Genomic DNA, 19,585 nt, shown 5'->3' with positions numbered 1-19,585 from the left:
TAAACGTATCGGCATAGCAAAACCCCGCCGCGGCGGGGAGAAAGGAAAGCTCAGGGCGGCGCCGTGCGGGCGAAACTTTCGCGGGCGAACAGGCGTTCGGCCAGTTTGACCAGCGCCGGGCGCTCGACGCACCAGTTGGGCAGGATGCGGCGGAAATTGAGGTAGCCCAGCGCGCAGCCGGTGGCGATATCCGCCAGCGTCAGCCGCTCGGCATTGAGCCACGCTTTTTCCCGCGCCAGCGCCTCCAGCGCGTCCAGGCCCTGCGTCAGCTTGTCGCGCTGACGCAGCATCCAGCTTTCGTCCTGTTTTTCCGGTGCGCGCCGGCTTTCGCGGAACAGCGTCGCCGCCGCTTCGGTCACGCCGTCCGCCAGCGCCGCCACCTGACGAACGCGCAGCGCGGCGGGGCGCTCGACCGGCAAAAACGCCGGTTCCACCGCCAGCAGCTCAAGGTATTCGGCCACCACCGGCGAGTCGTAAAACACCTCGCCGTCATCGGCGATCAGCACCGGCACCTTGGCGAGCGGGTTCAACTCCTTCACCCGGCTGCCGGGCTCATACGGCGGATCGTTGACGAATTCGAACGCAATTCCCTTCTCCAGCAGCATCACGGAAATCTTGCGCACAAAGGGGCTGGTGTAACTGCCGATAAGCTTCATCCGGTCTCCTCCGCTTCGTCCTGGCTGCGGCGTCCTTACTTCACCGCCAGGGTATCGATAATCCGCTGCACCAGCGCCTGATGCACTTCCGGCGTTTTGGCCGGCGACAGCATTTGCAACGTCACCACCCGCTTGTTGAACACCGTCAACACCAGGGTGGAGACCACCTTTTGCCCGTTGACGGTCTGTTCGGTATCCACCCGGCGAAACTTCTGTTTGCCGACGCTGAAGTTCTCTTCTTTGGTGGTCTGGATATTCTGATAGCGTTCGGCCAGCACCGTGATGGCGCTCTGCGTCAGCTCCTTCAGCATTTTGTCGCTGGTGTTGAGCTTCATGCCGTCCGGCGGGATCACTTCGGACGAGACCGCGCTCTGGCGCGACTTGCCGTCAAGGAAGCGCTGAATGGTGGAGGTGCTGTCGTTGATGATGCCGCTGTTCAGCGTTTGATCGCTAAAGCCCGGCGGCAGCTCGAAGGTGATCTTGCCCTTCTGCAGCGACACGTTCAGCCCCGGCGGCGCGGGCGGGGTTTCTACCGACGCAGGCGGCGGCGGTGGCGCGGGCTGCGTCACGGTCGGCTTGGTGTCCGGCGGCGGCACCGCCGGTTTGGTGTCGTCTTTGTTGTCGCAGGCCGCCAGTCCAACCGCCAACACGGCGACCGCGGTCAGTTTTGCCAGGGTGTTTAACATCGTGGTTCCTTTCGCTTGGCGCGTTATGGCCTAAACGTAGCAACTCGCCCGGGCGATTGCCAGAAGCCCGTTCTGAAATTGCTCATCCGGCCCCGCGCGAACGGGGCCGGGCGGTTACTCCGCCGGGAACAGGAACGGATTGATGCTGCTGCGGCCGAAGCCTTCTTCTTCCATACGGGCATCCAGCACCAGCGAAGCCAGATCGTCGGCCACCGCTTCGACCTGCGGGTCTTTTTCCTGATAGAGGATCTTCAGGTAAGTGCCGCAGTCGCCGCAGCTCTCCGCCTTCACCGCCGCCTGCTCGCTGTCCAGCGACCAGTAGTTGAGATCGCGAGTCTGCTCGCAGTTGCTGCACTTCACCCGCACCACGTGCCATTCGCTTTCGCACAGGTTGCAGTGCAGGTAGCGCAGGCCGTTGACGGTGCCGATGTGCACCATGCTGGAGACCGGGATGCTGCCGCACACCGGGCAGAACTGGCGCTGCTCGCCGTATTCGGCGCGCGCCTTGCCGGGGATCAGGCTGGCCATCTGCGCCCAATAGAGCGACAGCGCGGCCCAGAGAAACGGCGCCTTCTCGCTGCCTACCTTGCCGAACTCGCGGTTGAGTAAGGCGTCGGCCATCAGCTCCAGCTCGTGCGCCGAGGCCTTCTCCAGGTTGTCCAGCACCGCCAGAATATGCTCCGGCGCCTGCGGGCGCAGCTCGGCGATCAGCGATGTCAACAGCTTGCGCCAGTGCTCGCTGCGCGGGAACACGCTCAGATCGAGCGGCGGTTTGCCGCTGGCGGCGCCCTGCGCCAACGCTTCGCTAAGATCGAGCGCCAGCGGGTTATCGTGCAGCGCATGCTGCTGCGCCTGCGCCAGCTCGGCGGCAAAGTTCAGGTAGTCGCCCAGCGGGTTGTCGACAGCCAGCTGACGCAGACGTTCGGCGCGGCGGCTGTACAGGCTTTTCAGGTTGGCGAAAAGTAACGGCGGGATGTTCTCCGCCGTTGTGGACTTCTCACGCTGTGCCCCTAACTGCTCTTTAGGAACGATGCGGATACTCATCAGGGTTTATCTTCCTGTCGTTTCTCGCGGACCTCACGGTACCAGCGCGGATGATGTTTCCTGGCCCAGGCCGCCGGCACCCAGCCTTCCACCATCGCGGTAATGGTGCCTTTTACCCACAATGCGGCGTAAATGTGCACCATAATCACGATGATAAGGCCGACCGCGGCCAGCGAATGCACCAGCAGCGCGATGCGGATCAGCGGAATGGAGAACGACGGCGCAAAATACGGCCGCCAGATCACCACGCCGCTGGCCAGCAGCAGCACCAGGCTGATAATCGCCGCCCAGAACACGCACTTCTGGCCGAAATTATAGCGCCCGGTATCACCCACTTCCTCGTTCATGGCGATTTTGTGGATGTTCTTGGCCCAGACGATATCTTCCCGGTTGATCAGGTTGTGCTTCCAGTAGCGCAGGAACATCAGCAGGAACGCGGCGAACATGATCACCCCGACAAACGGGTGCAGAATGCGCGCCAGCTGCGGCGTCCCGAAGATGTTCATCAGCCAGTTGAAGGAGGGGAAGAAGAACCCCAGCCCGCTGATGGCGGCGAACACGAAGCAGAACGCCACGATCCAGTGGTTGATGCGCTCCGGCGCGCTGTAACGCTGAATGGGCTTTTCCTTTCTCATTTGCGCGTCTCCTCGTCGTGCGACTCGTCGTGCTCGTCCTCATCTTCGACGCGGTTAGGCCCGACGCCGACATAGTGGAACACGCTGGCCGCGAAGGTGGCGGCAAAGCCGATGGCCGCCAGGGGTTTCCACACGCCCTTCCAGAAGGTCACCGCCGGGCTGATGCTCGGGTTGTCCGGCAAACCGTGGTACAGCTGTGGTTTGTCGGCGTGGTGCAACACGTACATCACGTGCGTGCCGCCCACCCCCGCCGGATCGTACAGACCGGCGTTCTGGTAACCGCGGGTGTTCAGCTCGCTGACGCGATCCGCCGCCACCTGCTTCATCGCTTCCTTGGTGCCGAAGTGAATGGCGCCGGTCGGGCAGGTTTTCACGCAGGCCGGTTCCTGGCCGACGTCCACCCGGTCGACGCACAGGGTGCACTTGTACACCCGGTTGTCGTCCTTGTTCATGCGCGGCACGTCGAACGGGCAGCCGGCGATGCAGTAGCCGCAGCCGATGCAGTGCTCGGACTGGAAGTCGACGATGCCGTTGGCGTACTGAATGATCGCGCCTTCCGACGGGCAGGCCTTCAGGCAACCCGGATCGGCGCAGTGCATGCAGCCGTCCTTGCGGATCAGCCATTCCAGCTTGCCGTTTTCCTCCACCTCGGAGAAGCGCATCACCGTCCACGACTTGGCGGTCAGATCGGCGGGGTTATCGTACACCCCGACGTTGTGCCCCACTTCGTCGCGGATGTCGTTCCATTCGGAACAGGCCACCTGACAGGCCTTGCAGCCGATACAGGTGGTGACATCGATCAGTTTGGCCACTTCTTCCTGGTGGTCACGGGCGCGCGGCGCCGGCGTGAAACCATTGGTGGCGGATTTACGAATGATGTCTTGAGATTGCATGGCCATAATTCGTCTCCGTTACACCTTTTCCACGTTGACCAGGAACGCCTTGAACTCCGGCGTTTGCGTATTGGCGTCGCCGACGAACGGCGTCAGCGTGTTGGCGATAAAGCCTTTCTTCGCCACCCCTTCGTAACCCCAGTGAATAGGGATGCCGATGGTGTCGACTTCCTGGCCGTGCACCTGCAGCGTGCGAATACGCTTGGTCACCACCGCCTTGGCCTTGATGTAGCCACGGTTGGAGCTGACTTTCACGGTGTCGCCCTGCTTGATGCCTTTCTTCTCCGCCAGCTTCTCGCCGATTTCCACGAACTGTTCCGGCTGGGCGATGGCGTTCAGCCGCGCGTGCTTGGTCCAGTAGTGGAAGTGCTCGGTCAGACGATAGGTGGTGCCGACGTAAGGGAACTTGTCGGATTTGCCCATCGCCGCCAGATCGTCCTTGAACACGCGCGCCGCCGGGTTGGACACCACGTTCGGGTGCAGCGGGTTGGTGCCGAGCGGCGTTTCGAACGGCTCATAGTGCTCAGGGAACGGCCCTTCCGCCATCTTGTCGGTGGCGAACAGGCGGCCCATGCCTTCCGGCTGCATGATGAACGGCCCGACGTCGCTGCCCGGCGCGGCGGTGCTGTAGTCCGGGATATCGGCCCCGCCCCACTTGGCGCCGTCCCACTCCAGCAGTTGGCGTTTCGGATCCCACGGTTTGCCCTGCGGATCCGCCGAGGCGCGGTTGTACAGAATGCGACGGTTGAGCGGCCATGCCCAGGCCCAGCCCAGCGTGTTGCCGAGGCCGGACGGATCGGCGTTGTCGCGCCGCGCCATCTGGTTGCCGGCCGGCGTCCAGCTGCCGGCGAAGATCCAGCAACCGCTGGCGGTGGTGCCGTCGTCGCGCAATTGCGCGAACGAGCTGAGCAGTTCGCCTTTTTTCACCAGCACTTTGCCGTCGGCATCCAGCAGATCCGCCAGCGCCTTGCCGTTGTTCTCCTGCGCCACCTCTTCCGGCGCCGGGTTGTCCGGCGTCAGGTAGTCCCAGGTCATGTTCAGCACCTGCTCAGGCACCGCGCCGCCGTCGCGCGCATACATCTCGCGCAGGCGGCTGAAGATGCCCGCCAGGATCTCGCCGTCGTTCAGCGCTTCGCCCGGGGCGTCCGCGCCTTTCCAGTGCCACTGCAGCCAGCGGCCGGAGTTGACGATCGAGCCGTTCTCTTCGGCGAAGCAGGTGGACGGCAGGCGGAACACTTCGGTCTGGATCTGCGACGGATCCACTTCGTTGAACTCGCCGTGGTTCTGCCAGAAGTTGGAGGTCTCGGTGTTCAACGGATCGATGGTCACCAGGAACTTCAGCTTGGACAGTGAAGCCACCACCTTGTTTTTGTTCGGGAACGACGCCACCGGGTTAAAGCCCTGGCAGAAGTAGCCGTTGACCTTGCCCTGCGCCATCATCTCGAAGTACTGCAGCACGTCGTAGCCTTTGTCCCACTTCGGCAACCAGTCAAAGCCCCAGCTGTTGTCCTTCTGCGCCTTGTCGCCGTAGAAGGTCTTCATCATGCTGACGAAGAATTTCGGGTAGTTGCCCCAGTAGTTCACCTGGCCCGGCAGCAGCGCCTTCGGCGTGTTGGCCTTCAGGTAGGTCTCGAGATCGGTCTGTTTCTCCGACGGCAGCGTCAGGTAGCCCGGCAGGCTCTGCGACAGCAGGCCGAGATCGGTCAGCCCCTGGATGTTGGAGTGGCCGCGCAGCGCGTTGACGCCGCCGCCCGCCATGCCCATGTTGCCGAGCAGCAGCTGGATCATCGCCATGGTGCGGATGTTCTGCGCGCCGACCGAGTGCTGAGTCCAGCCCAGGGCGTACAGGAACGACGCGGTTTTATCCGCCACGCAGGTTTCGGCGATGTATTCGCACACCTTGAGGAAATCGTCCTTCGGCGTGCCGCAGATGTTGCTCACCACGTCAGGCGTGTAGCGGCTCACGTGCTGCTTCAGCAGGTTCCACACGCAGCGCGGATCCTGCAGCGTGACGTCGCGCTTGGCGAAGCCGTTCTCGTCGAACTGGTAGTTCCAGGTGGTTTTGTCGTACTTGCGGTTTTCCGCATCGTAGCCGCTGAACAAGCCGTCTTCGAAGGCAAAGTCTTCCCGCACCAGCAGGCTGGCGTTGGTGTAGGCCTCGACGTATTCGCGGTTGAACTTGTTGTTGGTCATCAGATACAGCAACACGCCCGACAGGAAAGCGATGTCGGTCCCGGAGCGGATCGGCGTGTAGAAGTCCGCCACCGATGCGGTTCGGGTAAAGCGCGGATCGATCACGATCAGCTTGGCATTGTTGTGTATTTTGGCTTCCATCGCCCAGCGGAACCCCACCGGATGCGCTTCCGCCGCATTACCGCCCATGACGATAATCAAATTCGCGTTCTTGATATCAACCCAGTGGTTGGTCATCGCACCGCGACCAAATGTTGGAGCAAGACTTGCTACCGTTGGTCCGTGTCAGACACGCGCCTGGTTGTCTACGGCAAGCATGCCGAGAGCGCGACTAAATTTCTGCGACAGAAAACCGGTTTCGTTGCTGGCGGCCGAAGCGCACAGCATGCCGGTGGTCAGCCAGCGGTTGACGGTAACGCCCTGGTCGTTGGTTTTGATGAAGTTGGCGTCACGGTCTTCTTTCACCAGCTTGGCGATGCGGGTAAAGGCGTCGTCCCAGCTGATGCGCTGCCATTTGTCCGACCCTGGCGCCCGGTATTCCGGGTACTTGAGGCGGCTTTCGCTGTGGATGAAGTCAACCAGGCCGGCGCCTTTCGGGCAAAGCGCGCCGCGGTTTACCGGGTGATCCGGATCCCCTTCGATATGGAAAATGCTTTCTTTGGCGTTTTTGGCGCCATCACCAAGGCTGTACATCAACAGCCCACAGCCGACGGAACAATACGTACAGGTATTACGGGTCTCGCGGGCGCGCAGCAGTTTGTACTGCCGGGTTTCCGCCAACGCCACTTCGGGGGCAAAGCCCAGCGCGGCCACCGTCGTTCCTGCCATACCGCCAGCGCAGATCTTAAAGAACTGCCTTCTGCTGACCTGCATGGGGGTCTCCTTTACTCTCGATTGTCACATTGTTCAAATGCGCCTGCCCGCTAGCGCGGCAAACGCGAATGTCACTGTTGTTATGCTTGCTACGAACGCCGGCCATATTACCACAGCGTGCTTGTGGTTGTTACACACTCGTGCTCATTCAGTGAACGCATTGGCACATTTCGATACATTTCGGCGTTGGCGCTCCCTACAGTATAGAGAGTAACCAAAGCGCCGGGGCGGCGGTTCGACGCGGCCCCCCAGCGCCCTCTTCTATCAGCATGTTAACGCAACAATTTGTTCATTAACCACACAGTTCACAGGGCATTGATAATCATTTTCAATATCATTTAATTAACTATAATGATCCGACTGCTTACGCGGTGCTCGCCCTTTGCGCCGCCCATACACCACTGGAGATGATGATTATGAGTTATTCACTGCCATCCCTGCCGTACGCTTACGACGCACTGGAACCGCATTTCGACAAGCAGACGATGGAAATCCATCACACCAAACACCACCAGACCTACGTCAACAACGCCAACACCGTGCTGGAAGCCTACCCTGAGCTGGCCAAATACAGCGTTGAAGAGCTGATCCAGGATCTGGATAAAGTGCCTGCCGACAAACGCACCTTCATGCGCAACAACGCCGGCGGCCACGCCAACCACAGCTTCTTCTGGAAAAACCTGAAAACCGGCACCACGCTGGGCGGCGATCTGAAAGCGGCCATCGAGCGCGATTTCGGCAGCGTTGAGAAATTCCAGGAAGAGTTCGAGAAAGCCGCAGCCACCCGCTTCGGTTCCGGTTGGGCCTGGCTGGTGCTGAAAGACGGCAAGCTGGCCGTAGTGTCTACCGCCAACCAGGACAGCCCTCTGATGGGCGAAGCCGTCGCCGGCGCTTCCGGTTTCCCAATCATCGGTCTGGACGTGTGGGAACACGCTTACTACCTGAAATATCAGAACAAACGCCCTGACTACATCAAGGCGTTCTGGAACGTGGTCAACTGGGATGAAGCCGCCGCGCGCTTCGCCGCGAAGAAGTAATTCGCCCCCGTTGATGAAGATGCCCGCCGCCGGCGGGTATTTTTTTGCCTGAAATCCGCTAAAGTTTGACCACTTCCTGCCGATGGTTTGTTCAATTGACGTTCGCCCGGAGAAGGAAAAACGCTATGGCGGCATTGCAAGCATTGGCAGGAAAGTTCACTCATCTCACCGTAGGTAAAAAGCTCGGCCTCGGCTTCGCGCTGTTGCTGCTGTTGGCGGTCGTCATCGCCGGCACCGGAGCGCAATATCTGCACATCATCGAATCCCGCGCCGATCGCATCGACTTCAGCAACCGGCTGAACGAGGAGATCAACCAGGCCAAATACAACCGCGCCATGTACGGCCAGACCTACCAGCCGGAGTATCTGCAGAACAACCGCGCCAATATTGAAAACGCCGTCAAACTGATAGATCAGGGACAGGCGCTGGACTGGGACGCCCAAAGTCGCAAGGATCTGCAGCGTCTGGTGACGCTGATCGGGGAATATCAGCAGCAGCAAAAGGTCTTTGAGCAGGCGGTCTCGGCGAAAGACGCCGTGCGCCAGAGCTGGAACATGTCGGAAGTGCAAGCCAGCCTGAGCCAGGTGGAGCGCCAGCTGACCAACGGCGATCTGCAGCTGGCCTTCATCCAACTGAACCAGAAGCTGACCCAGGTGCGCTACGGCGCGCGCGGCCTGCTGCTGAGCCTGAACAAGGAAACCGAAGCGCCGCTGATGGCGGCCATCGACGACGCGCGCGACGCGGCCAACGCCCTGAGCCGCCGGGTCAGCGACGCGCAGCGCCCGCAGTTGCAACCGCTGCTGGCCGCCCTGGACGATTACAAAAACCGCATCGCGGCCTACCTACCGGCTTATGAACACGAACAGCAAATCAGCCGGCAGCTCGGCGAACGCGCGCAAGCGATCGGCACGTTGGTAAACGCCTTTATGCAGGACGAGCTGGTGCAGACGCGCAACAACATCAACCTGGCGCAGCTGCAGATGGGCGTCACCACCCTGATCGCCATCATCGCCGGGGTGCTAATCGCCTGGCGCATCACGCTGCAGATCACCCGTCCGCTGCACAGCACGCTGGCGATGGCGGAACGCATCGCCAACGGCGACCTGCGTCAGGCGCAGACCAGCACCCGCCGCGACGAGCTGGGGCAGCTGCTGAACGCGGTGGCGGCCATGAGCCAAAACCTGCGCACCATGATTGAGAAGATCCAGATGGGGGTCAGCCAGGTCTCCACCGCCTCGGCGGAAATCGCCGCCGGCAACACCGATCTCTCTTCCCGCACCGAGCAGCAGGCGGCGGCGGTCGAGGAAACCGCCGCCAGCATGGAGCAGCTGACCGCCACGGTGAAGCAGAACGCCGACAACGCCCATCACGCCAATCAGCTGGCCACCGACGCCTCGCAGACCGCGCAGCAGGGCGGCAAGCTGGTGGAAAACGTGGTCAGCACCATGCGCGATATTTCCAGCAGTTCGCAGCGTATCGCCGAAATTACTACCCTAATCAACGGCATTGCCTTCCAGACCAACATACTGGCGCTCAACGCCGCGGTGGAAGCGGCGCGCGCCGGCGAACAGGGCCGCGGCTTCTCGGTGGTCGCCAGCGAAGTACGCAGCTTGGCGAGCCGCAGCGCCCAGGCGGCGAAGGAGATCGAAGGGCTGATCGCCGAATCGGTCAGCCGGGTGAAAACCGGCACCGAACTGGTGGAAAGCACCGGCAATACCATGGAGCAGATCGTCCGCTCGGTCACCCACGTGCGCGACATCATGGCCGAGATCGCCGCCGCCTCCGATGAACAGACGCGCGGCATCGCCCAGATTGGCCAGGCGATCGTCGAAATGGACCATACCACTCAGCAGAACGCCGCGCTGGTGGAAGAGTCCGCCGCCGCCGCCGATTCGCTGGAAGAGCAGGCCGACATGCTGTTGCAGAGCGTTTCGGTGTTCCGTTTGGCGGAGCAGACCGAACCCGCCGCCGTGAAAGCCGCCGCGCCGAAAACGCCGGTCGTCAAACCCGCGGCCGCCAACGCCGCAGCGGAAGAGAACTGGACCACCTTCTGACGCCCCGCCGCCCGCCTGATTATTTCGGGCGGGTTGTTATGTCCCCCCGGCACAACTCAGGCTATGCTGAGCCCTCGACGCGAGACACGGAGGCGCACATGCATCACCCAGACGTTTACATCGGCAGCATCCAACCCTATGAGGGCGGGCGCCCCAGCGCCATCGCCAAACGCCAGGTGGATGGTGCCATCCGGCTCACGCCGCTCGGCCTGGAAGGCGACGAACAGGCCGAAAAAAGCTATCACGGCGGGCCGGACCGCGCGCTGTGCCACTACCCGCGCGAGCATTACCTCCACTGGCGCGAGCAGTTTCCGGCGCAGGCCGAGCAATTTTGCGCCCCGGCCTTCGGCGAGAATCTCTCCACCGAAGGGCTGACCGAACACAATGTGTTTATGGGCGACATCTTCCGCTGGGGCGAGGCGCTGATCCAGGTCACCCAGCCACGCTCGCCGTGCTTCAAGCTCAATTATCACTTCGCGATCGAGGACATTTCGGTGCTGATGCAGCAAAGCGGCCGCTGCGGCTGGCTGTATCGGGTGGTGTCGCCGGGCGCGGTCAGCGGCGACCGTCCGCTGGAGCTGGCGGCGCGCAGCAGCGACGTGACGGTCGCCGAAGCTATCGCCATCGCCTGGCATATGCCGTTCGACGCGGAACAGTACCGCCGCCTGCTGGCGGTGGCCGGCCTCTCCGCCAGCTGGAGCAAGACCATGCTCACGCGGCTCGCCGAAGGGCGCCTCGAGGACTTCAATCGCCGCCTGCTCGGCCGTTGAACGCGTGGGCGGAAAAATGAAAAACGTGCGCCGGATGCCGCGTTAACCCTTTTCTTCCGCCTATACTGTAGCCGCACGTTTTTTCAGCCAGGAGCCAGGTTATGACCACCCCGACCCATTCGATTCATCACGCCGCCGCCGAGGGCTATCAGGCCAATGCCGATCGCTATGTGAAAGGCCGGCCGGATTACCCGCCGGAAATCGCCGACTGGCTGCGTGACGTCATCGGCCTGCACGCCGGCATGACGGTCATCGATCTCGGCGCCGGCACCGGCAAATTCACCCCGCGCCTGCTGGAAACCGGCGCGCAAGTGATCGCCGTCGAACCGGTGCCGCAAATGCTGGAAAAACTGTCGGCGGCGCTGCCGCAGGTGAAAACGCTGGCGGGCACCGCCGAGGCGATCCCGCTGCCGGACGAGTCGGTGGATGCCGTGGTGTGCGCCCAGTCCTTCCATTGGTTCGCCACGCCGCAGGCGCTGGCGGAAATCCAGCGCATTCTCAAGCCCGGCGGCAAACTCGGCCTGGTGTGGAACATGCGCGATGCGCGCGTCGGTTGGGTGCGTAAACTGAATCAGATCGTCGATAGCCACGAAGGCGATGCGCCGCGTTTCTATACCGGCGAATGGCGCAAGTTCTTCCCGTTCAAAGGCTTTGAACCGCTGCAGGAGCAGGTCTTTATGCTCGGCCACCGGGGCGCGGTGGAGGACGTGATCTACAACCGGGTGCGCTCAACCAGCTTTATCGCCGCGCTGCCGCCGCAGCAACAGGAGCAGGTTATCGATCGGTTGCGCCAGCTGGTGGCGGAAGAAGAGGAGTTGCGGGGTCAGGACACGGTAACCGTGCCCTATCAGACCAAGGCGTATTTCACCACCAAGGTCTGACGCCCGGGGTTCAGAACGCTTTCTTGGCGTAGCCGGTGACCGCTTTCAGGCCCATCTCGCGGCCCAGCGCGGTCATCGGGTGCACCACGATCAGCCCGCGCGCGCTTTTCTTCAGCGCGCCCATATCGGCCTGTTCTTTCTTGGTGATTTCACGACTGAACGGCAGCTTGCTCAGCTTCTGCGCTTCGGCGCTCAGCTTCTCGCCGCGCACGTTTTTCAGGCGCTCGATCTCCGTCGCCAGTTTCTCTTTCTCTTTGGTGTGCTGCGCGATCAACTCAGGGTTGCCCTGTTGGATCACGGTGGCGTCTTTGTGGTTCAAGGCGTCCAGCAGGTCGCTCAGGCGCTTGATCTCTGCCTTTTCTTTCTCTTTCATGGTCTCTGGCCCGTTGTGCCCAAAATGGCACGCTAATCAATGATACCGGCATTGTAGCAAAAGGCGCGCGCCGTTACCCGTCCTGCGCAATGCCGGGCGGCAAGCCGCTCATCTCGCAGGCTTTGGCGCCCAGCCGGGCCAGCGCCTGGGTGTAGCGCGCGTTGAACGGGTAGCAGCAGGAGAGACGCAGCGCGTTGCGGTAACGCCCGCTGGGCGAATACAGGGTGCCCGGCGTCAAACAGATCTGCTCCTCCAGCAGCTGATGGAACAGCGCCACGCTGTCCACGCCAGGGGGGAACTCGACCCAAAATACGAAGCCGCCCGCCGGCTGCGTGGCCAGCGTGCCGCGCGGGAAATGCCGGGCGATCAGCGCCCGCGCCTCGTCGACCTGCGCCGCATAGCGCTTGCGCAGGTTGCGCAAATGGTGATCGTAGCCGCCGCTCTCCAGGAAGGTCGCCAGCGTTTCCGACAATAGCTGCGACTCGGACATCGACGACACCGCCTTCAGCTTGCGCAACGCCTCGTGGAAGCGGCCGCCGCAGATCCAGCCGACGCGAAAATCCGGCGCCAGCGTTTTGGTAAAGCTGGAGCAAAACAGCACCCAGCCGTCGCGATCGAACGCCTTCACCGCCGGCGACAGCGCGCCGCCGAACTGGATCTCGGCATACAGCCCGTCTTCAATCAATGGCACCTGATGATCGTTCATCAGCCGCGCCAGCCGCTTTTTCGCCGCCAGCGGCATGGTGCAGCCCAGCGGGTTTTGTACCGTCGGCATGGCGATCACCGCATTCAGCCGCTTCTCGTTCAACAGCAGCTCCAGCGCGTCCAACGACAGCCCCAGCTGCGGATCGGTAGGGATTTCCAACGCTTTCAGCCCCAGGCTGGCCAGCAGCGGCAGCAGATAAAAGTAGGTCGGCGACTCCAGCCCGACGCAGTCGCCCGGTTGGGTGGTGACGCGCAGCGCCAGCTGCAGCGCCTCCATGCAGCCATGGGTCAGCACCACGTCGCCCGGCTCCAGCAGCATGCCCAGCGTCATCGAACGGCGGGCGATCTGCTGGCGCAGCCGCAGGCTGCCGGGCGGCAACGGATACTGCCCGATCAGATCCGGCTGGCGGCGCAGCTGAGAGGACAGCATGCGCCCCAACTTGCCGCCGGGATAAAAGTCGCTGGTCTGCGGGCAAGCCAACGCAATATTGGTGAAGGCCGGGTTTTGCTGGGCGGCAAACACGGTGTCGATCAGCGCCAGCACGTCGTCCGCCGGCGGTTCGATGCGCCCGCTGGGCGCCGAGGCCATCTTCAGCGCCGGCAGCGTGCTGCGGACATAAAACCCCGACTGCGGTCGCGCCTCGATCAGTCCGCGATCCTCCAGCGTGCGGTAAGCCGACACCACGGTATTGATGCTGACGCGATGGGTTTGCGCACAGCGCCGCACCGAAGGCAAGCGGTCGCCGGGCCGCAGCGTGCCGCGGCGAATGGCCTCGGCCAGCGTATCCGCCAGCTGCAGGTAACGGGTATCCGGGGTTTCATCGAGCAGGGTCACAGTTTCTCTCCAGGTAATGGGTACAGTTTACATTTTGCACAACTGTAACCATGACAATAGCCGATTTGTGGTTCTGTCACCATCCCATTGCAGCGATTATGCTGATCCTCTCGTTATCACCGTCATTTTCAAGGAACCTGCCATGCTGGACTCCGCCTTTGTCAGCTACGTCACCGTCATGTCGATTACCCCCGGCCCCAACAATCTGCTGCTGGCCTCGTCGGGCGTCAACTTCGGCCTGCGCCGCACCCTGCCGATGCTGTTCGGCATCGGCGCCGGCTGCGCGGTGCAGCTGGCGATCATTATCCCGCTGCTGGCGCTGGCGCTGAGCTGGGCCGGCGTCATTCGCTTCCCGCTGGCGGTGATCGGCTGCGCCTACCTGCTGTGGCTGTCATGGAAATTGTTCAAGGCAGCCTCGCCGGACGCCAAAGAGCAGGCGAGGCCAATGAGTTTCCTCAACGGCGCGCTGTTTCAGGCGGTCAACCCCAAGGCCTGGCTGATGGTGATCAACGTGGCGATCCTGTTCACCCCGCGCGAAGGCGCCACCTTCGTCCATACGTTGAGCGTCATCGCAGGTTTCGTCGTGCTGAATTTACCCTGTGTACTGCTGTGGGCGGTGCTGGGCGACCGGTTGCGCAACGCGCTCCAGGTCGCCTGGAAGCTGCGGGTGTTCAACGGCGCGATGTCCGGGCTGATGGCCGCCACCGCGCTGTGGTTGCTGTTCGACGAGTGGCGCGCGGCCTTTGCTTAGCCGCGGCCGAGAGGAGAGAGCCGGGAGGGTTGTTTGGCGCCGATGCCGGCGATCAGGTCGGTAATGGACAACACCATGGTGGAGCGCACCATCTGCTGATAGCGCTGGCGCTGCATGGCGATCAGCGCTTCATCCGCCTCGCCCGGCTGCAGGAAAGTCGGCACCGGCGGCAGCGCGGCCACGCAATGCAGCTCGCCGAACGGCCCGAGAATTTCGTCGTCGACGAAGCGGTATTCCGATCCGTCGTGGTTCAGCTCTTCGCGCATCGCCATCAGCAGTTCGGCGTCTTCATATTCGTGGCGGGAAATCACCCCCAGGCCGTACATCAGCTTCAGGCGCACCGACAGCTCCCCCAGCGGGCCGCTGCCGGACAATAGCGGTTCGACGGCATATTTCACCGCATAGTCGTCCTTGCGGAATACCTGCACCACCAGCACGTTGAGCGCTTCCGCCAGCAGCTCTACCGCCGCGATCAGGAAGCTGCGCACCGTTTTGCCCGCGTTCAGCTTTTCCAGAACCTGGTTTTCAAATGCCTGTGCTTCTTCCATCGTCGCTTTTCGAAAGGCGTGGGGAGGGCCGTCGATGCCGAACTCGGGTTCCAGGAGCGCAGCAAGCTGCGCTCGGGTGTTCATCATCACGATTCTACTTGTGCATGGCGTTATACACAGCAACGGCCTCTTCTACAACCTCGCTTTCCGCCGGCAGGCCGGAAATTTGCGCCAGCGCGGCTTTCGGCCCGAGCGTGTTCAGCAATTCCGCCAACTCCAGCGCCTGCGGATCCTGTTCGCTGCGGTAACTCATGGCGGCGGCGATGCCCTGGATCAGGTTGGCATGCGGTAGGCCGTATTCCAGCGTGCCCAGCAGCGGTTTGATCAGGCGATCGCCGGCGCTCAGCTTGCGCAGCGGCTGGCGCCCCACGCGCTCGACGTCATCGTGCAGATACGGGTTTTCGAAGCGGCCGAGAATTTTGTTGATGTAGGCGGCGTGCTTGTCGGCGTCGAAGCCGTAACGCTTGATCAGCACCGCGCCGCTCTCTTCCATCGCCCCTTTCACCACGCGGCGGATCGCCGGGTCGAGAATGGCGTCGCGAATGGTTTGCAGCCCGGCCCGTTGGCCGAGGTAGGCGGTGATCGCGTGGCCGGTGTTGAGGGTGAACAGCTTGCGCTCGACGAAGGCCATCAGGTTATCGGTCAGCTCCATGCCGGCGATCGCCGGAGGCTGGCCTTTAAACTGCGTCTGATCGACGATCCATTCGCTGAAGGTTTCCACCGTCACTTCCAGCGGATCGCTGCTGTCCGCCGGCGGCACGATGCGGTCGACCGCCGAATCGACGAAGCCGACGTGCTGCTCAACCCATGCCTGCTCGTCCTGCGGCAGCGCAGCGAACACGTGCTGCTTCAGCTGGCTGGTGCCGCGTACCATGTTCTCGCAGGCGATGATGTTCAGCGGCTGCACATTGCCCTGCTGATGGCGCAACACCAGCCCTTTGGCGATCGTGCCGGCGATTTTGGCGAGAATTTGCGGGCCCACGGCGGTGGTCACCAGATCCGCCTCGGCGATCAGCGCTACCGCGGCTTCGCTGCCGCTGTTGACGGCGCTAACGTTGTTGACGCTCTCTACGCGCTCTTGCTCGCCCACCACGTGCACCTGGTAGCTTTTACGGCTGTTCAGCAGATCCAGCACCGTTTGATTGACGTCGGCGAAGGTCAGCTCAACCCCGGCGTCCGCCAGCAGCTTGCCGATAAAACCGCGGCCGATGTTCCCTGCGCCAAAATGTAATGCTTTCATAACTCTACCTTCTTAATGTCGAAGGGTGCAGCACGCTGCACCCTTTAAAATGATTCTGTTATCCGGCTTTTTTGCCGCCGAGCAGGTCCAGCACTTCCTGGACACTGGTGGTATTCGCCAGCCGCTCGATCACGCTCTCGTCATCCAGCGCGTTGGTCAGGCTGGTGATCACCTGGATATGCTCGTTGTTGCGCGCGGCGATGCCGATCACCAGACGGGCCACTTCATCCTCTTCATCGCCGAAGCGCACGCCCTGCGGGTATTGGCAGAACACCACGCCGGTACGCAGCACCCGGTCTTTGGCCTCGATGGTACCGTGCGGCACGGCGATCGACTCGCCCAGGTAGGTGGACGTGAGCTTTTCTCGCTCCAGCATCGCCGGCACGTATTCCGGCTCAACGTAGCCGCCCTTCACCAGCTGCTCACCGGCGAAGCGGATCGCCTGCTCTTTGTCGCTGGCCTGTAGGTTGAGGAACACGTTGCTCTCGCTTAGCTTGAACAACCCCGGTTCGCCGGCCTCTGCAGCCGCGTGCGCGCCGCTCTGCGGGGCCGCTGCGGCAGCGGTGTTCACCGCCAGCAAACGCTCGACCAGATCGCCATACAGCTTGCTGTCGAGGAAGTTGGTCAGCGAAATATGCTGGGCCTGCGGCGCATGGCGCATCGCGCGCTCGGTCAGATCGCGGTGCGTGATCACCAGGTCCACATCGTCCGGCAAGCTGTTGATGGCGCTGTTGGTCACCGAGATATTCTTCAGCCCGGCGTCCGCCACTTTCTTGCGCAGCACCCCGGCGCCCATGGCGCTGGAGCCCATGCCCGCATCGCAGGCGACGATGATTTTGCGCACGGTGCTCAGATCGCCATCGACCGCCGCCGGCGCGGCCGCGCCGCCCTTGGACTGCGATTTCATCTCTTGCACGCGGCGGGTCGCGGCTTCCAGATCGTCATCCTCTTTCACCTTGGAGGTTTTCAACAGGAAAGCGGACACCACGAAGGAGACGGCAAAGGCTGCTAACACCGCCGCAATGTTGGCGAAGTAGGCGCCTTTCGGGGTCATTGCCAGCACCGCCAAAATCGACCCCGGGGAAGCCGGAGACACCAGGCCGCCGTTCAGCATCGTCAAAGTGAAGACGCCGGTCATGCCGCCCAGGATCACCGCCAGCAGCAGACGTGGATTCATCAGCACGTACGGGAAGTAGATTTCGTGAATGCCGCCCAGGAAGTGAATGATCGCCGCACCGCCGGCGGATTGCTTGGCGCTGCCGCGGCCGAAGAACATATAGGCCATCAGCACGCCCATGCCCGGGCCTGGGTTGGCTTCGATCAGGAAGAACACCGATTTGCCGGCTTCCGTCGCCTGCTGGATGCCCAGCGGCGAGAAGATGCCGTGGTTGATGGCGTTGTTCAGGAACAGGATTTTCGCCGGTTCAACGAAGATGGACGCCAATGGCAGCAGGTTGTTCGTCACCATCACGTGCACGCCCGCCGCCAGCAGCTTGGAAAGCACCTCCACCAGCGGCCCGATGCCCAGGAAGGCCAGGATCGCCAACAGCATGCCGATGATGCCGGCGGAGAAGTTGTTCACCAGCATTTCAAAGCCGCTTTTGATCTTGCCGTCCACCCAGCGGTCGAAGTGCTTGATGGCCCAGCCGCCCAGCGGACCGGCGATCATCGCGCCGAGGAACATCGGCATATCGGCGCCGACGATGACGCCCATGGTGGTGATGGCGCCGACCACACCGCCGCGATCGCCGCCCACCAGCCGCCCGCCGGTATAACCGATCAGCAGCGGCAGCAGGTAGGTGATCATCGGGCCGACCAGCTTGGCTAAGGTCTCATTCGGCAGCCAGCCGGTTGGAATGAATAGCGCGGTGATAATCCCCCAGGCGATAAAGGCGCCGATGTTGGGCATCACCATGTTGCTCAGGAAGCGGCCAAAGTTTTGCACTTTAACCTTGATGTCTGGTGAAAACATAAAACACACCCCTATTGTTACGCGCTGACAATAGAGCGCGTGATTATTGTTGTGACGATCCAGCCGTGTTGCCGCTGTATGCGAAACGGACTCTATCACGCTGTTTTTGTCACGCGAACTTCACGAATTTTTTGTGACACAAGTCACACACAGCACCCCAACAACCCCTCACTTATGGTGATAAAGATCACATTTATGGCGTGTAAAAAAAGCACAGTGAGAAAAAAACCGCCCAAAAACCGACAATAAAGTGATTCTGGTCACATTTTTAACTTGGTAGTTTGTTTTTAAATTGTGACAAATATCACAATTTATTTTTAGCTGCAGCGCCCGAACGCGACGCTCTGTTTGATCTTCCCTGTGAGCACTCATCCCGCCGGGAATTAGCGAAGTGATGAATGAAAGAAAACTACATTGCCGAATGAATGGATTAATTGAAGTGTAGTACAGAAGCCTGCGTAATAAACCAGCAAGCTATTGGAAACGCTGAGGGGAAATAAAACAGGCCGGCAATGCCGGCCTGTAGATCGTCGTAGGCGCGTTATTGCGTCACGCTTTGAATGGCTTTCTGCGCATTCACCAGGTTCTGCTGTTTGGCCACCAGATTCGACATCATGGTGTTGTACTGCGCCACCTGCTGCGCGGTGCGGAACTGCACGCCGTTGTTGTTGAAGCTGACCTGATTGCCCTGGCTCTGCAGGAAATCGCCAACCTGCACCAGATCCTGCACAAAGCTGGCGGTGGTCGGGATCGCCGGCATCAGGGCGTTGGCCGGCGCGGTGACGATTTTGTCATAGGCCTGGTTATACACCGCCTTCAGATCGTCGGGCTGTTTCAGCGCCGTGCGGGCGGTATCCGCCTGCGACTTGGCGGACTGTATCTGCTGGCCCAGCAGGTTCAACGCCCCGACCGATTGCTGCAGCGCATCGCGTTTGTTCAGATAGTCCTGTGCGGTGCGGATCTGGTTAATCTGATCCAGCGCTGGCGTCAGGCTGGCGCCGACCGACTTGGACAGCTGCTGTGAAAAGCCGACCAAAATCGCGTAATCGCCGGCATAGTTGCCGAACTTCTGCTTCTGGTCTTCGCTCAGCGTGGGGATGTTCGCCCCGCTGCGCATCACGGTATTCTGTAAGTAATCGATAAATGCTTTGCGCTGTTCCGGCTCTTTATCGCCGCAGGCGGTCAATTGCATGACCACCAACAATGCCAATACCGGTGCCAACCAACGCGCGAAACCTCTGCTCTGGATCCCTACCGCCATGTGACATAACTCCTGTTATAAACCTGCTTTTTCATTGGACTCCGCCCCTTTTTCCGCACTCCGTGCGCCTATAAGAATAGATCAACTGGCGGCGTTCCGATACGCGATTCCGTTTGCGGTGAACATTGTCTCGGCCGGAGGCGGTTGAACATCGTGCGCAAAACGCACTGAGGTTCAT

General features: G+C 61.6%; 17 protein-coding genes. 5 read left to right on the top strand and 12 right to left on the bottom strand.

The annotated features are described in order from the left end of the window. Positions 1-50: 50 nt before the first annotated feature. From ACJ8OK_RS14520 to fdnG, 6 genes are all read right to left on the bottom strand, one after another. On the bottom strand, positions 51-656 hold the full coding sequence (locus ACJ8OK_RS14520; protein WP_060558041.1) for a glutathione S-transferase: 606 nt from the start codon (positions 654-656) through the stop codon (positions 51-53). A gap of 35 nt (positions 657-691) precedes the next feature. Beyond that, complete coding sequence (locus tag ACJ8OK_RS14515; RefSeq protein ID WP_060558038.1) at positions 692-1,342, bottom strand: DcrB-related protein; 651 nt, start codon at positions 1,340-1,342, stop codon at positions 692-694. A gap of 114 nt (positions 1,343-1,456) precedes the next feature. Beyond that, positions 1,457-2,386 carry a formate dehydrogenase accessory protein FdhE gene (fdhE, locus tag ACJ8OK_RS14510; protein ID WP_004934019.1) on the bottom strand — a complete coding sequence of 310 codons (930 nt, stop codon included), beginning with the start codon at positions 2,384-2,386 and terminating at the stop codon, positions 1,457-1,459. Next, positions 2,386-3,021: a formate dehydrogenase cytochrome b556 subunit gene (gene fdoI, locus ACJ8OK_RS14505; protein ID WP_060558037.1), complete on the bottom strand. Its 636-nt coding sequence runs from the start codon at positions 3,019-3,021 to the stop codon at positions 2,386-2,388. The genes fdhE and fdoI overlap by 1 nt, the downstream gene beginning before the upstream one ends. Beyond that, positions 3,018-3,920, bottom strand: coding sequence for a formate dehydrogenase subunit beta (gene fdxH, locus ACJ8OK_RS14500; protein WP_004934014.1), 903 nt, complete (start codon positions 3,918-3,920; stop codon positions 3,018-3,020). The genes fdoI and fdxH overlap by 4 nt, the downstream gene beginning before the upstream one ends. 12 nt (positions 3,921-3,932) lie before the next feature. Beyond that, positions 3,933-6,980 carry a formate dehydrogenase-N subunit alpha gene (gene fdnG / locus ACJ8OK_RS14495; protein WP_139792507.1) on the bottom strand — a complete coding sequence of 1,016 codons (3,048 nt, stop codon included), beginning with the start codon at positions 6,978-6,980 and terminating at the stop codon, positions 3,933-3,935. Positions 6,981-7,396: 416 nt separating this feature from the next. On the opposite strand from fdnG, the gene sodA reads away from it, so the two are divergent. The 4 genes from sodA to ACJ8OK_RS14475 all read left to right on the top strand — a co-directional run bounded on the left by sodA (position 7,397) and on the right by ACJ8OK_RS14475 (position 11,722). Beyond that, complete coding sequence (sodA, locus tag ACJ8OK_RS14490) at positions 7,397-8,017, top strand: superoxide dismutase [Mn] (RefSeq protein WP_004934003.1); 621 nt, start codon at positions 7,397-7,399, stop codon at positions 8,015-8,017. A 125-nt stretch (positions 8,018-8,142) separates the two neighbouring features. Beyond that, the gene (locus ACJ8OK_RS14485; RefSeq protein ID WP_060558033.1) at positions 8,143-10,071 is read left to right on the top strand and encodes a methyl-accepting chemotaxis protein; all 1,929 of its coding nucleotides are present in this window, start codon (positions 8,143-8,145) and stop codon (positions 10,069-10,071) included. Between the two features lie 98 nt (positions 10,072-10,169). Continuing rightward, on the top strand, positions 10,170-10,841 hold the full coding sequence (gene yiiM, locus ACJ8OK_RS14480; protein ID WP_033631409.1) for a 6-hydroxyaminopurine reductase: 672 nt from the start codon (positions 10,170-10,172) through the stop codon (positions 10,839-10,841). A gap of 101 nt (positions 10,842-10,942) precedes the next feature. Beyond that, entirely contained in the window at positions 10,943-11,722 is a 780-nt protein-coding gene (locus ACJ8OK_RS14475; RefSeq protein ID WP_033631408.1) for a class I SAM-dependent methyltransferase, read from the top strand. A 10-nt stretch (positions 11,723-11,732) separates the two neighbouring features. Here ACJ8OK_RS14475 and ACJ8OK_RS14470 read toward each other — a convergent pair whose 3' ends face one another. Beyond that, complete coding sequence (locus tag ACJ8OK_RS14470; protein WP_004933989.1) at positions 11,733-12,095, bottom strand: YibL family ribosome-associated protein; 363 nt, start codon at positions 12,093-12,095, stop codon at positions 11,733-11,735. Between the two features lie 73 nt (positions 12,096-12,168). Next, a complete protein-coding gene (locus ACJ8OK_RS14465) occupies positions 12,169-13,635 on the bottom strand; it encodes an aminotransferase-like domain-containing protein (RefSeq protein ID WP_004933986.1) in 1,467 nt (488 codons plus the stop codon). A gap of 142 nt (positions 13,636-13,777) precedes the next feature. On the opposite strand from ACJ8OK_RS14465, the gene ACJ8OK_RS14460 reads away from it, so the two are divergent. Beyond that, on the top strand, positions 13,778-14,386 hold the full coding sequence (locus ACJ8OK_RS14460) for a LysE family translocator (protein ID WP_033631407.1): 609 nt from the start codon (positions 13,778-13,780) through the stop codon (positions 14,384-14,386). On the opposite strand, the gene ACJ8OK_RS14455 is transcribed toward ACJ8OK_RS14460, so the two are convergent. From ACJ8OK_RS14455 to ACJ8OK_RS14440, 4 genes are all read right to left on the bottom strand, one after another. Next, entirely contained in the window at positions 14,383-14,934 is a 552-nt protein-coding gene (locus ACJ8OK_RS14455) for an MltR family transcriptional regulator (RefSeq protein WP_016929575.1), read from the bottom strand. The genes ACJ8OK_RS14460 and ACJ8OK_RS14455 overlap by 4 nt on opposite strands. Positions 14,935-15,028: 94 nt before the next feature. Next, positions 15,029-16,174 carry a mannitol-1-phosphate 5-dehydrogenase gene (locus ACJ8OK_RS14450; RefSeq protein WP_021504154.1) on the bottom strand — a complete coding sequence of 382 codons (1,146 nt, stop codon included), beginning with the start codon at positions 16,172-16,174 and terminating at the stop codon, positions 15,029-15,031. 58 nt (positions 16,175-16,232) lie between these two features. Continuing rightward, positions 16,233-18,146 carry a PTS mannitol transporter subunit IICBA gene (locus ACJ8OK_RS14445; RefSeq protein WP_048326771.1) on the bottom strand — a complete coding sequence of 638 codons (1,914 nt, stop codon included), beginning with the start codon at positions 18,144-18,146 and terminating at the stop codon, positions 16,233-16,235. Positions 18,147-18,687: 541 nt separating this feature from the next. Continuing rightward, positions 18,688-19,407, bottom strand: coding sequence for a DUF3053 domain-containing protein (locus ACJ8OK_RS14440; protein WP_015376162.1), 720 nt, complete (start codon positions 19,405-19,407; stop codon positions 18,688-18,690). Positions 19,408-19,585: the final 178 nt, after the last annotated feature.

The sequence above is a fragment of the Serratia sp. CY71090 genome, assembly GCF_052166845.1.
Taxonomy (GTDB): domain Bacteria; phylum Pseudomonadota; class Gammaproteobacteria; order Enterobacterales; family Enterobacteriaceae; genus Serratia; species Serratia nematodiphila.
The sequence above is the reverse complement of the archived record's forward strand: the minus strand, read 5'-3'. Positions and strand labels throughout refer to the sequence as shown.

What these genes read in the sequence shown, in the direction of transcription:
- ACJ8OK_RS14460 (WP_033631407.1), top strand. Translation starts at nt 13,778, where the DNA reads ATGCTGGACTCCGCCTTTGTCAGCTACGTCACCGTCATGTCGATTACC.
- ACJ8OK_RS14475 (WP_033631408.1), top strand. Translation starts at nt 10,943, where the DNA reads ATGACCACCCCGACCCATTCGATTCATCACGCCGCCGCCGAGGGCTAT.
- sodA (WP_004934003.1), top strand. Translation starts at nt 7,397, where the DNA reads ATGAGTTATTCACTGCCATCCCTGCCGTACGCTTACGACGCACTGGAA.
- ACJ8OK_RS14470 (WP_004933989.1), bottom strand. Translation starts at nt 12,095, where the DNA reads ATGAAAGAGAAAGAAAAGGCAGAGATCAAGCGCCTGAGCGACCTGCTG.
- ACJ8OK_RS14485 (WP_060558033.1), top strand. Translation starts at nt 8,143, where the DNA reads ATGGCGGCATTGCAAGCATTGGCAGGAAAGTTCACTCATCTCACCGTA.
- ACJ8OK_RS14515 (WP_060558038.1), bottom strand. Translation starts at nt 1,342, where the DNA reads ATGTTAAACACCCTGGCAAAACTGACCGCGGTCGCCGTGTTGGCGGTT.
- ACJ8OK_RS14440 (WP_015376162.1), bottom strand. Translation starts at nt 19,407, where the DNA reads ATGGCGGTAGGGATCCAGAGCAGAGGTTTCGCGCGTTGGTTGGCACCG.
- ACJ8OK_RS14445 (WP_048326771.1), bottom strand. Translation starts at nt 18,146, where the DNA reads ATGTTTTCACCAGACATCAAGGTTAAAGTGCAAAACTTTGGCCGCTTC.
- yiiM (WP_033631409.1), top strand. Translation starts at nt 10,170, where the DNA reads ATGCATCACCCAGACGTTTACATCGGCAGCATCCAACCCTATGAGGGC.
- ACJ8OK_RS14450 (WP_021504154.1), bottom strand. Translation starts at nt 16,174, where the DNA reads ATGAAAGCATTACATTTTGGCGCAGGGAACATCGGCCGCGGTTTTATC.
- ACJ8OK_RS14455 (WP_016929575.1), bottom strand. Translation starts at nt 14,934, where the DNA reads ATGGAAGAAGCACAGGCATTTGAAAACCAGGTTCTGGAAAAGCTGAAC.
- fdoI (WP_060558037.1), bottom strand. Translation starts at nt 3,021, where the DNA reads ATGAGAAAGGAAAAGCCCATTCAGCGTTACAGCGCGCCGGAGCGCATC.
- fdhE (WP_004934019.1), bottom strand. Translation starts at nt 2,386, where the DNA reads ATGAGTATCCGCATCGTTCCTAAAGAGCAGTTAGGGGCACAGCGTGAG.
- ACJ8OK_RS14520 (WP_060558041.1), bottom strand. Translation starts at nt 656, where the DNA reads ATGAAGCTTATCGGCAGTTACACCAGCCCCTTTGTGCGCAAGATTTCC.
- fdxH (WP_004934014.1), bottom strand. Translation starts at nt 3,920, where the DNA reads ATGGCCATGCAATCTCAAGACATCATTCGTAAATCCGCCACCAATGGT.